Source organism: Brenneria nigrifluens DSM 30175 = ATCC 13028, assembly GCF_005484965.1.
GTDB classification, from domain to species: domain Bacteria; phylum Pseudomonadota; class Gammaproteobacteria; order Enterobacterales; family Enterobacteriaceae; genus Brenneria; species Brenneria nigrifluens.
In genome coordinates, this window is sequence record NZ_CP034036.1 from 4,838,038 (window position 1) to 4,852,233 (window position 14,196).

Annotated in this window: 13 protein-coding genes; 2 read left to right on the plus strand and 11 right to left on the minus strand. The window is 57.4% G+C overall.

Translation table 11 applies throughout. The features are described 5' to 3' along the window. Positions 1-21: 21 nt before the first annotated feature. The 3 genes from EH206_RS22750 to uraD all read right to left on the minus strand — a co-directional run bounded on the left by EH206_RS22750 (position 22) and on the right by uraD (position 2,279). Complete coding sequence (locus EH206_RS22750; protein WP_009115105.1) at positions 22-1,359, minus strand: nucleobase:cation symporter-2 family protein; 1,338 nt, start codon at positions 1,357-1,359, stop codon at positions 22-24. Between the two features lie 91 nt (positions 1,360-1,450). Next, positions 1,451-1,786, minus strand: coding sequence for a hydroxyisourate hydrolase (uraH, locus tag EH206_RS22755; protein ID WP_009115106.1), 336 nt, complete (start codon positions 1,784-1,786; stop codon positions 1,451-1,453). Then, complete coding sequence (gene uraD, locus EH206_RS22760) at positions 1,779-2,279, minus strand: 2-oxo-4-hydroxy-4-carboxy-5-ureidoimidazoline decarboxylase (protein ID WP_009115107.1); 501 nt, start codon at positions 2,277-2,279, stop codon at positions 1,779-1,781. Before uraD ends, uraH begins: the two co-directional genes overlap by 8 nt. 485 nt (positions 2,280-2,764) lie before the next feature. Between uraD and hpxO the strand changes: the two genes are divergently transcribed. Further along, positions 2,765-3,922, plus strand: a complete 1,158-nt coding sequence (hpxO, locus tag EH206_RS22765; protein WP_009115108.1) for an FAD-dependent urate hydroxylase HpxO — start codon at positions 2,765-2,767, stop codon at positions 3,920-3,922. A gap of 45 nt (positions 3,923-3,967) precedes the next feature. Here hpxO and xdhC read toward each other — a convergent pair whose 3' ends face one another. Genes xdhC through guaD form a run of 4 tightly spaced genes read right to left on the minus strand, consistent with a single transcriptional unit; the run spans position 3,968 to position 9,902 of the window. Then, the gene (xdhC, locus tag EH206_RS22770) at positions 3,968-4,765 is read right to left on the minus strand and encodes a xanthine dehydrogenase accessory protein XdhC (RefSeq protein WP_009115109.1); all 798 of its coding nucleotides are present in this window, start codon (positions 4,763-4,765) and stop codon (positions 3,968-3,970) included. Then, the gene (xdhB, locus tag EH206_RS22775) at positions 4,749-7,154 is read right to left on the minus strand and encodes a xanthine dehydrogenase molybdopterin binding subunit (RefSeq protein ID WP_009115110.1); all 2,406 of its coding nucleotides are present in this window, start codon (positions 7,152-7,154) and stop codon (positions 4,749-4,751) included. The genes xdhC and xdhB overlap by 17 nt, the downstream gene beginning before the upstream one ends. Further along, a complete protein-coding gene (gene xdhA / locus EH206_RS22780) occupies positions 7,147-8,574 on the minus strand; it encodes a xanthine dehydrogenase small subunit (RefSeq protein WP_009115111.1) in 1,428 nt (475 codons plus the stop codon). Before xdhA ends, xdhB begins: the two co-directional genes overlap by 8 nt. Further along, on the minus strand, positions 8,571-9,902 hold the full coding sequence (gene guaD / locus EH206_RS22785) for a guanine deaminase (RefSeq protein ID WP_009115112.1): 1,332 nt from the start codon (positions 9,900-9,902) through the stop codon (positions 8,571-8,573). The genes xdhA and guaD overlap by 4 nt, the downstream gene beginning before the upstream one ends. Positions 9,903-10,265: 363 nt before the next feature. Here guaD and EH206_RS22790 point away from each other — a divergent pair, with 363 nt between their 5' ends. Beyond that, positions 10,266-10,538 carry a hypothetical protein gene (locus tag EH206_RS22790; RefSeq protein WP_136163943.1) on the plus strand — a complete coding sequence of 91 codons (273 nt, stop codon included), beginning with the start codon at positions 10,266-10,268 and terminating at the stop codon, positions 10,536-10,538. On the opposite strand, the gene EH206_RS22795 is transcribed toward EH206_RS22790, so the two are convergent. The 4 genes from EH206_RS22795 to EH206_RS22810 form a co-directional block, all read right to left on the minus strand. Continuing rightward, complete coding sequence (locus tag EH206_RS22795) at positions 10,501-11,316, minus strand: amino acid ABC transporter permease (RefSeq protein WP_009115113.1); 816 nt, start codon at positions 11,314-11,316, stop codon at positions 10,501-10,503. The genes EH206_RS22790 and EH206_RS22795 overlap by 38 nt on opposite strands. Further along, on the minus strand, positions 11,306-12,046 hold the full coding sequence (locus EH206_RS22800) for an amino acid ABC transporter permease (RefSeq protein ID WP_198008306.1): 741 nt from the start codon (positions 12,044-12,046) through the stop codon (positions 11,306-11,308). Before EH206_RS22800 ends, EH206_RS22795 begins: the two co-directional genes overlap by 11 nt. Positions 12,047-12,153: 107 nt before the next feature. Beyond that, a complete protein-coding gene (locus tag EH206_RS22805; RefSeq protein WP_009115115.1) occupies positions 12,154-13,002 on the minus strand; it encodes a transporter substrate-binding domain-containing protein in 849 nt (282 codons plus the stop codon). 152 nt (positions 13,003-13,154) lie between these two features. Next, positions 13,155-13,844: a DUF1847 domain-containing protein gene (locus EH206_RS22810; RefSeq protein ID WP_009115116.1), complete on the minus strand. Its 690-nt coding sequence runs from the start codon at positions 13,842-13,844 to the stop codon at positions 13,155-13,157. Positions 13,845-14,196 lie beyond the last annotated feature (352 nt).

The window sequence follows — 14,196 nt, forward strand, 5'->3', positions numbered from 1 at the left end:
CTCTGCCTGAAACGAACGCTATTAGCCCCTTACCTCAGCATCGGCTTCAATCCGGTTAAATAATATGTTCAGCAGCAATGCCGCCAGACATGAGGCGCTGATGCCGGAGTGCAACAAGGTGCGGACCCAGTTCGGGAACTGATCGTAAAACGTCGGCATCACGATCGGGATCATGCCGAAGGCAATGGCCGTTGCCACCACGACCAGATTCATATTGTCCTTATAGTCGACTCTGGCCAACGTGCGGATACCGCTGGCTGCCACGGAGCCAAACAGCACCACCCCGGCGCCGCCCAGCACCGGCAACGGAATACAGGCCATCACCGTCCCCAGTATCGGCAATACGCCCAGCAGCACCAGGATCGCGCCGCCGGCGCTGACCACAAAACGGCTTTTGACGCCGGTGAGCGCCACCAGCCCGATATTCTGGGCGAACGAGCTTTGCGGGAACGAGTTGAATACCGGCGACAATGCGCTGGAAAGCATATCGGCACGCAGGCCGTTGGCGATACGACGGGTATCCACCGGTGATCCGACAATTTCGCCCACGGCGATCAGCCCGGCGGTGGTTTCCGTTAATAGCACCAGCACAATCAGCAGCATTGAGAGAATGGCGCTCAGTTCGAAGATCGGCCAGCCGAAAGCAAAGGGTTCCGGTATCGCCAGCCAGGTTCCGTCGCCCACGGCAGAGAAATTCACTTTGCCCGCCAGCGCCGCCGCCACACAGCCCACGGCCATCGCCAACAGTACCGACAGGCGCTTCAGGGCTGGCGATCCCACTTTATTCAGCAACAGGATCACCGCCAGCGTAAAGGCCGCCAGCCCGATATTACCGGGCGTGCCCCAGTCCGGCGCTTTGGCATTTCCGCCCATTATCCAGCGGACAGTCACCGGCATCAGCGACAGACCGATTACCGTCACCACCGTACCGGTTACCACCGGGGGGAAGAAGCGGATGATCTGCGAAAAGAAAGGGGCGATCAGTAAACCAATCAGCGAAGCCGCAATCACCGCACCAAACACCGCCGGTAATCCGCCACCGCCGTTCACAATGGTGACCATCGTTGCCACGCCGGCAAAGGAAACCCCTTGCACCAGCGGCAAGCGTGAGCCAAACCAGGGTACGCCCAGCGTTTGCAATAGCGTGGCCAATCCGCTGACAAACAGGGCCGCCGTAACCAACATGCCGATTTGCGGTGCGCTCAGCCCGGCAGCCGAACCGATAATCAGCGGCGGCGTAATAATGCCGCCATACATCGTCAAAATATGCTGTAAACCGTAGGTAACTGTTTTACCCAGCGGCAACTGTTCATCTTCCGGACGGACCGCTGCCGCGCCCCTCTTTTGCGATAGATCCATAGTTTCTCCCGCTAACTGGGTAATTAAGATTTTATTTATCGGGCGTGGATGTTCGCCGGTTACTTAGCTTGCCGCGTGGCGCGGCCTGAGCTTAACTGCCGCGATATGTCGAATAAGAATACGGGCTGACCAGCAGTGGCAGATGGTAATGCTGCTGCGCATCGTCAATAACGAAATCAATGATTGCCGTGACGTAAAGGGTTTGGCGCTGGCTTTGCGCAAAATACCCGCCCAGATCGGCGCACAGGCGGTAGTGCCCGTTGCTCAGGCCATCGGGCGTCAGATCGCGCACGCGGCCATCGGCATCGGTGCGGCTTTCCGCCGCGACCTGCCACTGTCGGCTGTTCTGCCGCTCCAGCCAAACACGTACCCCGGCGGCCGGCTTGCCCAGAGAGGTATCGAGAATATGGGTGCTGATATTACTCATCGTTTAATAGCTCCTTAAAACGCAGCAACACGATTTCTCGCAATTGCTCAGTGGTTTCCTGCTGTTCCTGCTCTGGGGTATTCTGCAACCGGCGCGCCAACTCACGCAGGATGGTTTGCCCGTCACGCCCGGCCGCGCGGATCAGAAACACCTGACCAAAACGCGCCTCATAACGTCTATTACCCTCCTGTAAGGCTTGCGTCAATGCGGCATCTTGTGCGTTCACCGCCGCCTGCTCACGTTGGGAAAACGTCGCTTCCCGCCCCTGTCCTTTGGCTTGCTCGCCGATGCGCGGATGCCGGGCCAGCGCCGCCGCCACTTCCGCCGGGCGCCAGCGAAGCGATGCCTGCCGGCCAAAGAGCACTGCGGCATCCACGCTGGCGAAGGGTCGAGCGGCGGCGACGGCGTCGATCCATGATGTAATATCCACGCAGGGGCGCAGTAAACGCGCCGCCTCATGCGCCGGCAATTGATTAAACTGTTGTAACCTCATACGTCTTCCTCCAATGCCGCTACCCGTATTTTTTGCTACTCATATAAATATAAAAAGGTGTCGCTGATAACGAGATTGTGAAACAAAAGATTCTTTTATTTCTTTGTTGCAACCAATGTGCCAAATAATCAGAGCGGGGCGAGTCTGCATAAAACCCTTAAAAATTGCACCTTAGAAGGCATTTTTCGTTGTTTTGGAAGGTGATGGGACGGCCGTAAAGGGTAAAGAAACGCACTAATTTGGTGCTTTGGCACTCAAAAGGCGCTTCGCTATCGTTTTTTATCAGGGAAACGGGACAGAATGATGAAAAGTAAATATGTTGATCGTCCGGCGGTGCTGGCTAAGGTCAACGCCGCGTCAGTTTGAAAAGGTAACGAAAGCGACGGTTATCTAACGGCGCTTAACCCGGATAGGGATAGTGTTCCGCCCAATGCGCAAGCTGGTATGCAAATTGCTTTATTTAGCTCCTAAAAAAGGAGGAAAATATGAAAGCACTTATCATCGGCGGCGGTATCGGCGGGCTATGCGCGGCTATCGCATTACGGCGCTGCGGTATTGAAACCCAAGTCTTTGAAGCGGTTAAAGAGATCAAACCGGTCGGCGCGGCGCTGTCAATCTGGCCTAACGGGGTGAAGTGCCTTAACTACCTGGGCATGAAAGAGCAGGTGCGCCAACTGGGCGGGCCGATGCACTACATGGCCTATAATGATTACCAGAAAGGCCGTACGTTGACCCGCTTTAGCCTGAATCCGCTGGTGGAAAGCGTGGGCGAACGGCCTTACCCGGTGTCTCGGGCGGCGTTGCAGACTATGCTGCTGGAAACCTATGGCCGCGATAAGGTGCAATTCGGCAAGCGTGTGAGCGGCGTTGAAGAAACCGCCGACGGCGTTACCGCCTGGTTTGAAGACGGCGGCCGGGTGAGCGCCGATCTCCTGGTGGCGGCCGACGGCACCCATTCGGCGATCCGCCCCTATGTGCTGAGTCAACAAGTGGAGCGCCGCTATGCAGGTTATGTCAACTGGAACGGGCTGGTCGCTATCGATGAAACCATCGCGCCGGCCAATCAGTGGACGACGTTTGTGGGCGAAGGTAAACGTGTTTCGCTGATGCCGATTGCCGGCAACCGTTTTTACTTTTTCTTCGATGTACCGCTGCCGAAAGGATTACCGCAAGATCGCAGCACTGTGCGTGACGATTTACGCCGTTACTTTGCCGGTTGGGCCGAACCGGTACAAAAACTGATTTCCGCGATTAATCCTGAAACCACCAACCGGATAGAAATCCACGATATTGAACCGTTCAAGCAGCTGGTGCGCGGACGCGTGGCGCTGCTGGGCGACGCCGGCCATAGCACCACGCCGGATATCGGCCAGGGCGGCTGCGCGGCGATGGAAGATGCGGTGGTATTGGCGATAGCCTTACAAACCAACTCGCTGGGTATTGCCGATGCTCTGCAACGCTATCAGGAAAAACGCAGCGCCCGGGTGAGGGATTTGGTGTTGAAAGCGCGTAAACGCTGCGATGTTACCCACGGTAAAGAGATGTGCATCACCCAGGGCTGGTATGAAGAACTGAAAACCGAAACCGGTGAAGGTATTATCGCCGGCATGCGGGAAACCATCCTGGGCGGGCCTTTGGCATAAGCGCCGGGGTTACGGCAAAGAGCGCTCGCGCAAGCCTGATACTCCTCAGACCAGGGAGGCGCCATTGCGGGACATGGCCCGGCGCCCATAGCAAGCGATAATTTCCCCGGCCACCGCCACGGCGATCTCCGCCGGCAGCTTGCCCTTGACATCCGGCAGCCCCAGCGGGCAACGCATGGCGGCCAGGGCATCGGCGCTGATGCCGCGCTGTCCGAGTTTATACTCGAAGCGCTTACGTTTGGTCAACGAGCCGATCAGGCCAAAGTAAGCGGCGTCGTTCCGCCGCAGAATGCGCTCTGCCAGCGCCAGATCGAGCGGATGATCATGGGTCATCACAATGTAATAGCTCCCCGGCGGACAGGCGTCCACTTCATCCAGTGGATCCTCACTGACGATTTTGTCTATTCCCTCGGGAATGGCGGCCGGGAACTGTTCCGGGCGGTTGTCAATCCAGCGCATGCGCAGCGGCAGCGTGGCGAGGATCCGCGCCAGCGCGCGGCCGACATGGCCGGCGCCGAACAGCGCGACCTGCGGGCGCGGCGGAATTAGCGGTTCGAACAGTACACTGATTGCGCCGCCGCAGCACTGGCCCAGTCGGGCCGCCAGCGGAAAACGATCCAGCCGCAGGGTAACGTCCCCTTTTTTCAGCATGTTACGGGCGATTTCCAGGGCCTGGAATTCCAGATGGCCGCCGCCGATGGTATCGACCGCCCGTTCGGCGGTTACCAGCATTTTACTGCCGCGGTTGCGCGGCGTGGAACCCTGTTCGTCCACCAGAGTGACCAGGACGCAGGGCGCGCCGCGCCGCCGCAGTGCGGCCAGCTCGTCAATCCACGCGTCCATCGTTACCGCCCTCCAGCGCCGTGTCTGTAATATCGTTATGCATTAACATCTGCTGCACCCCCCACAGCACTCTTTCCGGCGTGGCGGGCGCATCGATGGCCGGCTGGACGCGGTAGTCCGCCAGGCTGGCGACGGCGTCTTTAATGGCGCACCAGACGGAAATTCCCAGCATGAACGGCGGCTCTCCCACCGCTTTGGAATGAAACACGGTATCTTCGGGGTTTTTGCGGTTTTGCAACAGCGTCACCCGCAGATCGGCGGGTATATCGCCAATCGCCGGGATCTTGTAACTGGCCGGGCCGTTGGTCAGTAGTTTGCCGTGCTGATCCCATACCAGTTCTTCGCTGGTCAGCCAGCCCATGCCTTGCACAAATCCCCCTTCGACCTGACCGATATCGATCGCCGGGTTAAGCGAATCGCCCACGTCGTGCAGGATGTCGGCCCGCAGCAGTTTGTATTCGCCGGTCAGGGTATCGATCAGCGCTTCGGCGCAGGCGGCGCCGTAGGCAAAGTAATAAAATGGGTGACCGGCCGCTTTGTCGCGATCGTAGAAAATCTTTGGCGTTCGGTAATAGCCGGTACAGGCCAACGATACCTGATTGAAATACGCCTGCTCCACCACCTGTTCAAAACTGAGATAGCGCTCGCCCACGCGCACCTGGCCATTGCGGAATTCAATCTGTGATGCGTTCACCCCATGCTGTTCCATCAGCATATCGATCAACCGCTGCTTGATGGTCAACGCCGCATTTTGCGCCGCTTTGCCGTTGAGATCGGTGCCGGAGGAGGCGGCGGTCGGCGAGGTGTTCGGTACTTTGCCGGTGTCGGTGGCGGTAATTTGGATACGCTCAATATCCACCTGGAACACCTCGGCGACAATCTGCGCCACTTTGGTATTCAGCCCCTGGCCCATTTCGGTGCCTCCATGGTTGAGCTGGATACTGCCATCGGTGTAGATCAGCACCAGCGCCCCTGCCTGGTTAAGAAAGCTGGCGGTAAACGAAATACCAAATTTCACCGGCGTCAACGCCAGCCCTTTCTTCAGTATCGGGTTTTGCGCGTTGAAAGCCCGAATAGCGGCGCGGCGTTGCTGATACTGGGCGCTGTGTTCCAATTGTGCGGTGATCTCTTGCAGTAGGTTTTGCTCCACCGGCTGCTGATAATGGGTGACGTTGCGCGTTTTTTTGCCGTAATAATTGGTTTTGCGCACCTCCAGCGGATCGCATGCCAGATAGCGGGCAATATGGTCCATGATCTGTTCTATCGCCATCATGCCTTGCGGGCCGCCAAAGCCCCGGTAGGCGGTATTCGAGGCGATATGGGTTTTGCAGCGATGGCCGGTAATCAGTACGTCCTGCAAGAAATAGGCGTTATCCGCATGAAACATGGCGCGATCGACAATCGAGCCGGACAGGTCGAGCGAATAGCCGCAGTTGCCGGCCAGATCGATTTTTACTCCGTGCAACAGCCCGTTGTCGTCAAAACCCACGTCATAACGGATATAAAACGGGTGGCGTTTGCCGGTAATGACCATATCATCATGGCGATTCAGGCGCATTTTCGCCGGCCGTCCGGTAAGACGGGCGGCTAGCGCGCACAGACATGCCGGCCCGGCGGCCTGCGTCTCCTTACCGCCGAAACCGCCGCCCATCCTGCGCATATCGACAACCACTTTATGCATCGGGATCGCTAACACCGAGGCCACCAGCTTCTGCACTTCCGTGGGATTCTGGGTGGAGCAATAGACCATCATGCCGCCGTCTTCCGTTGGCGCCACCGAGGAGATCTGGGTTTCCAGGTAAAAATGTTCCTGGCCGCCAACGTGTAACTCGCCTTGAATGCGGTGCGGCGCGCTCGCCAAGGCGCCATCGGCATTACCGCGTTGATGGCGGTGACACTCCTGCACCACATACCCCTCGCGCAACGATTCGGCAACGTCCAATTTCACGGGCAGGTCTTGGTACTCTACCTGTACCGCTTGCGCCGCACGCCAGGCCGTTTCAGGATCTTCCGCCGCCACCACGGCAATCACCTGTCCGACATATTCCACCCGATCTTTTGCCAGCAACGGATCGCCGTGGGTCAAAGGCGCAATGTCAAGTTCGCCGGGCACATCCTGCCAGGTGAGCGTCCGCACCACGCCGGGGAAATCATGGCAGGCGGAAACATCCACCCGGATTAAACGCGCATGAGCGCGATCGCTCAGCCGGGCGGCCAGATGCAGTTGATTAGGAAACTCCAGCCGATCATCAATATACTGTGCCTCGCCGCTGACGTGTTTATCCGCGCTTTCGTGTTTGCGGCTGCGGCCAACGCCGCTGGATAACGATTGGCGAAAGCGCTCGGCCAATTGCGCCTGGGTATACGCAATATGCGTGGTATTACTCATAGGCGGTCACCTCTATCGCTGACAGCGGCGCCGTCAGCGCCATAAAATAACGGCGCAACAGGTTTCGCGCCACCAACAGGCGATAGGCGCCGCTGGCGCGGAAGTCACTCAACGGCGTGTAATCTTGCGCCAGCGCCAGCGCGGCTAATTCGATGGTGGCGCGTTGCCACGGCCTGCCGATTAATGCCTGTTCACAAGCCGACGCCCGTTTGGGCGTGGCAGCCATGCCGCCGAATGCAATGTACGCCTGGCGCACCATCCCCTGTTCGACCACCAGATTAAAGGCGCCGCATACGGCGGAAATATCGTCCTCCAGGCGCTTGGAGACTTTCCAGGCGCGGAACGCCGGCGGCGCGCTGGCCGGCAGCACAATACGTTCGATAAACTCCCCCGGCTGTAATGCGGTCTGCCGGTAATCAAGAAAGAACTTGCTCAGCGGCAGTTCACGCCGGGCCTCTCCCCGGCGTAACACCAACGCGGCATCCAGCGCCAGCAACAACGGCGCGCTATCGCCAATCGGCGAGGCATTGGCAATATTGCCGCCCAGCGTGGCTTGATTGCGGATCTGCCGGGAAGCGAAACGCGCCAGTAGTTCACCAAACGCCGGATGATAATCGGCCAGCATGAGATAAACGTCGCTCAATGCCGCGCCGGCGCCAATCTCCAGCCGTTCCCCGCGGGTGATTTGTTTCAGTTCCGGCACCTGGCCGATGGCAATCATTAGCGGCAAGTCCTGATGGCATTGCGTCACCTCCAGCGCCAGATCGGTCCCGCCGGCCAATAGGCGCGCCTGCGGGTTTTGCCGGTACATCGCCGCCAGTTCATCAATGTTCTGCGGCAACAGGCAGCGTTTTCCGGCCGCCTGCAATGACGTAGCCAACGGGATGCGCCGCAAGCGCTGCAACGTTTGCGCCTGTTGCCGATCGAACTCATCGACCGGACGCTGTTCGCACGCCTGCCGCGCCGCCGCCATAATGGGCCGGTAGCCGGTGCAGCGGCACAGGTTACCCGCTAGCGCCTGCAATATTTCCCCGCGTGGGTAATCATCACCGCTCTTTTGCAGGCAGAATATCGACATCACCACCCCCGGCGTGCAGAAGCCGCATTGCGATCCATGGCAATCCACCATGGCCTGCTGCACGCTGTGCAACTTACCGTTTTGCCGCAAATCTTCGACGGTAATCAGCTGCTTGCCATGCAGCTCGCTGACAAACGTCAGGCATGCATTGATGCTGCGGTAGCGCAACCTGTCGCCGTCCGGCTCCGCCAGCGCCACGGTACAGGCGCCGCAATCCCCGGAGGCGCAACCTTCCTTGGTGCCGCAGCGGCCTAAATTCCGGCGCAGGTAGTTCAAGACCGTGGTGTTGGGATTGATATCCGCTTCGTTTTTTAACGTCTGGTTCAATAGAAACTGGATCATGCCGCCTCCTTGGCCTCGCCGGATTGATACACCACTTTGCCGTCGACATAGGTGCGATAAATGTTGCGATCGTCCCCCAGCGTCATCAGTACGAACAATTGATCGGCCAGTTGGCGGCTGTTTGCATGGCGCAGTGCCTGCAAGGCGGAAACCGCCGGATCCAGCACCACAAAGTCCGCTTCTTTGCCAACCGTAAAGTTGCCGATATTGGCTTCCAGCCCCAGGGCGCGCGCGCCGCCAAGCGTGGCATGATAGAACGCTTCGCCGGCGGAAAGTCGATAATGCTGCAACTGTCCCACTTTGTAGGCCTCCCCCAGCGTTTGCAGCATATTGAAGGTGGTGCCCGCCCCCACATCGGTACCTATTCCCACATTTACCTGTTTCTGCCAGGCCTTTTGCATATTGAACAAGCCGCTGCCCAGAAACAGATTGGAGGTCGGGCAGAAAGCGATCGCGGAATGGGTATCATGCAGGCAGTTCCATTCTTCCTCTTCCAGGTGCAGGCAGTGGGCAAATACGCTTTTGCGGCCGGTCAGCCCATACTGGTGGTAGACATCCAGATAACCGCTGTTTTCCGGGAACAGTTCTTTTACCCACGCCACTTCGTCCGGGGTTTCGCTCAGATGCGTATGCAGATAAACGTCGGGGAATTCTTTGTGCAGGCGCTGCACCTGCGCCAGCAGTTCCGGGGTGCTGGTCGGCGCAAAACGCGGGGTGATGGCATAACTCAGGCGCTGCTTGCCATGCCAGCGCAAAATCAGTTCGCGCGTTTGCAGATAGCTTTGCATCGGAGTTTCCAGCAGCGCTTGCGGCGCGTGGCGATCCATCATCACCTTGCCGGCAATCAGACGCATGTTCAGCCTTGCCGCTTGTTCAAACAGCGCCTCTACGGACTGTGGATGAATCGTGCCGAATACCAGCGCCGTCGTTGTGCCGTTACTCAGGAGTTGTTGTAGGAAAAACGCCGACATCCGCTCGGCATGCTGCTTGCAGCAATATTGGCTTTCCGTCGGGAAAGTATATTGCTGGAGCCACGACAATAGTTGCTCGCCGTAGGCGCCGATCATCTCGGTCTGTGGATAATGAATATGTGTGTCTATAAAGCCTGGCACGATCAGCTTGTCGCGGTAATCCGTCACCTCAACGCCGGCGTGCAGCAATGCCTCGCCCTGCCCCCAACCGCCATACCACGCAATGGTGCCGCCATTGAGCAGCATCAGCCCGTCGGGGATGTGCCGAATATGTTGCTCCAGTTGCTGTGGTTGAGCCACACAGGCTGCAATATCGAAAAAATTGCCGCGAATAGCCGTAGTGAATGACATGTTCATTACCGTATTTCCTCTATCCCAAACCGCACTCGTTTTCTCTGTGCTGGGGCGACCCTGTCGGCGGTTTTTTATCGATCGCAGGTGTTAACCAAAAGTTAGCAATTTACATACCAGAATATTTTTTTGTTTTAAAAACAAAAAGATAAAAACATAAAAATAACAATCAAAAAAACAGGCGATAACAGGAAAATAAGCAAACGGTTGCTTATGTTGATGAGGTCATAGGATGCACCAATACTGTGCGTATGAATGAAATGAAGAAACCGACAACGGCGCCTAAAGGCTGATGGCTCCCTGGAAAATAATGAAACATTGTTTGATAAATTGTTTTAGGTGGTAATGTGTTGTTTTTTTAAAGGTTTTATGTTGCGTAAAAAATTGCGCTGGGATGGGCGTGACCGCCGGGTGATCAACGTCCATCGCGATGTCGTCGCCCGCGGCACCGCGCCGATGATGTCCACGGTCGGGGCATTCCTGCTATTTGGCGAACAACTGACCGTATCAGGCGTCGTCGGTCTTGGCGCCATCGTGATCGATATCCTGCTGATTTTCAGTCAGGGAAATCTTGCCGGCTTTTGCCAGCCCGCCCCGCCCTGGCTTAGTGTCTGTTCAACCGTTTTTCCAGCCGACGCGTAATACGGGAAATCGGGTAGCAGTAGAAGAAAAACAGCAGCAGCAGCGTGAAGTACACCAGAATGGTGAAGTCGATGCGCGACACGGTATTGCTGGCGATGGTGGCCATATCCACCACATCATGCACCCCCACCAGCGAAGCCAGCGAGGTGCTCATGGTGATGCTGGCATACACGTTCATCCACGGCGGCAGCATACGGCGCACGCACTGCGGCAGAATGATGTAGCGAAAAATCTGGCTGCGGCGGAAGGCCATCGACTGCGCGGTTTCCCACTGCGTGCTGGGAATGGACTGTACCGCGCCGCGAAAAATTTCCGCAATGATGGCGCTGGCCGGCAGGCCGAGCCCGATGACTACCTTAATCCAGTCGGGGAAAGGGATATACCTGTGCAGGAAAACGATTTCGAAGGGAAACACATAGGTGGTGAAGTAAATCAACACCAGCACCGGCGCGTTACGAAAGGCCTGCACCCAGAGATGCGTCGCCGCGCGCAGCGGACGCGAAGGCGCCAGCGACAGGCCGCCCACCACCAGCCCCAACAGCGTGCCCAGCAGCATGGCCGACGCGCTAATCCCGATATTGACCCCCAGCCCCCGAAACAGCGCCGGCAGCCAGATCCACAGTTGCGCTACGGCAAGCGGCGCGCTGTCGGTGACCGCCCAGAGCAGATTCAGCGCCACGATCGCCAGCAGCATGATCACCCAGAAATCGGACAATACCGCGCCAAGGAGCGGTCGGTTTTTATGCGGGACCGTTTTTATCACGACATCATTGGCCATAGCCCGGCATCCTCAGGTGATTCTCCAGCCATCTCCCGGCCACGCTGACCAGCCAGGTCAGCACGGCGAAATAGATCAGAATAAGCAGGATCAACTCCAGTACGTTGTCGCGCTGCGACCAGATCATGATGGACTGATAGGTCACATCACCCACGGCGATGGCCGACGCTATCGCCGTCATTTTGACCAGGTCCACCAGATTATTGATCAGCGACGGGAGAGCGAAACGCACCGCCAGCGGCAGCTGCACATACCAGAAAATCTGCCGCCGGCTGAACGCCATCGAACGGGAGGCCTCCAGCGTAATCGACGGCACCGCTTCAACGCCGGCGCGCAGCGCTTCGGCATGGAACACCGCCTTGTGCAGGGATACCACCAGCACCACCCACGCCAGCGGTGAAATCGGGCTGCCGCCCTCCAGATGCTGGCTGATCAGCATATTGAGCACCAGGAAAGCAAAATAGAGCTGTACCAGCGTCGGCGTATTGCGGATCAGTTCAACAAAGGCGCCGACCGGCGCGGCCAGCCAGCGCCGCGGGCTGGTCAGCAGCGCGGTAATAATCACCCCCGCCAGCAGGCTGCACGGGATGGTCAGCAAACAGAGCTCAAGGGAAACCCCCATGCCGCTGAGAAACGCCGCCCGGTCGACCGGGTCCAGCACGAATGAATAGTTCAGACCCAGCGGTTTGAAAAACTCCACCAGCCCGGTCAGGAAAGAGTCCGTCATCATCGTCCTCCCCACGGCGTTGCGGCCGCCGCTATCATGATGTTATTCCCTCTTTCTCGCCGCTCAGGAAGCCGGTTCCAACGGCGCCGCCGGCCATCTCTGCGCGGCCGTCAGCCGTTGCCGCCGAATTTGGCGTGCAGTTCCTGCAATATGGGGTTGGGCGGGGCGATGCCCAGCCGTTTTTCCGTCTCGATGAGCCAGCCGCCGTGGTGCCATGACTGTACGACTCGGTCGACGGCGGCGATAGTGTCGGTCTCGCCCTTGCGCGTCCACACCACCGAGTCCGATGACAGGATCTCACCGGGAATGGCTACGTGGTAGTCCGCCCACTCTCCGCCCTTGCGCACCAGAGGATGTATCAGGGTGGAGTCATGCACCGCCGCCACGCACTGGTTTCCCTTCAGGGCCAGCAGTGAATCGGACGAACTCTTGAAGCCTTTGACCTGCGCGCCGTAGTCCGCGGTCAGCGGGCGGGCGAAATTGCTGCCCTGCGAAAGGCAGACGGGTTTGCCGCGCAGATCCTCCCAGCGGGAGATGCCGCTGTTGCGCAGCGTCAGGGCCGCTCCTCCCACACGGTAGTAGGGGGTCGGCGCGTAGCCCAGAATCTCGGCGCGTTCCTTGGTCAGATCCATGGAGGCGATCAGCAGATCCACCTTGCCGGAGAGCAGAAACTGAGCGCGGGTGGCGGTCTGCACCTGCACCAGTTCCGTCTCGACCCCCAGCCCCTCGGCCAGCTTGCGCGCCAGTTCCGGGTTCCAGCCGATTAATTGCCGGGTTGCGGGGTCAATCGAACCGAAATCCCCGCCGTTGACCAGAACGCCGATAGTGACCTTGCCGCGGGATTTTATTTTGTCCAGCGTGGCGTCGGCCTGCGCCATGTTCGGTAATAGCGCCGCCATTACGAGAGGCATAAACCATTTGCGCCACGCGGTCCGGCGCTGATATTTATTTATCTTCATCGAATATTCTCATCATCCATTTAAAACCAAGAAAAGATAATTCACTTTTCCCAGTACGTTTTGACATTATCGCCAATATATTTATCCAAATAGTTTTCAGGGGCAGGAAAACAACCGACGAAAAAATAAAAAGGTATTTTCCTCTATGGTAATTAGCGCCTCTGCTTTAACGCCAGCGCCTGATCTTCTTCATTCAGCCTGACCCCCGAGGTCAGACGTTTATAATAAGAGTGGCTGGTGTTTAATGCGCCGATAGGATTATGCGCCAGCACCCGGTCTTTGACGATCAGGTAGGTGACCGGCGCCGCGGAGTGTTTAATAAATAACGAGTCATGGCCGACGCACAGCCCGCTAATGACGTTTAAATCCGTTTTTTCCTTATTGCATAATTCCGCCTGCATAAGCGGGTTACACATGGCTTCATACTGACCGGGCTGAATTTTATCCTGATCGTCAATACCGACATTGCACTTATCCTGCGCGCCGACTTTGCACAGCACGCCAAATGCCTGCAGGCCGTTGGCGCGCAGGATATCGGCGAAGATGCGGTTCTCGCGAATCAGGCCGGCGCAGGAGGCGATGCCGATTTTACGCGCCCCAATCTTTTTGGCGAAAACAATAATCTCCTCCACCCGCGTCAACTGGCCGTAATACTGTCCTTCCACCTGCGCGGAGGCTTGCATAATCTTCGCCACCTGCTCATCGTCCGCGTACCTGCCCAGGCTAACCTGCAGCAGGTCGTCACTCTCCGGCGCCGTGGTCAGACACTTCCTTGGGAATTCACTATCCTGACTCTGACAATTGAGGAAATTACATTCCGTACAGCTAAATTTATTGGCCACCACACAACTCCATAACCTATAGCCTGAGCTTCCTTACAAAATAAAGGGTGACGGCCGGAGTTGGAAACTGATGATTCTGTCTATCGATAGTATAAATATGACAATCAAGCAATCACGCCCGGTATTCAATCGCGGGCAGGGCGCGGAAAATTAGCATATGTTATATCGTAATACGGAATTAAATATATATACCCGTCATACTTCAAGTTGCAGGTGCGTTGGCTTTCCTCACTCACCCCGGTCACTTACTGGTGTAAGCTCCCGGGGATTCGCTGCGTCGCCGCCTTCCTGCAACTCGAATTATTTAGGGTATAAAATAATGCTATTGAAAAATTACGCTTTAATTATCTGA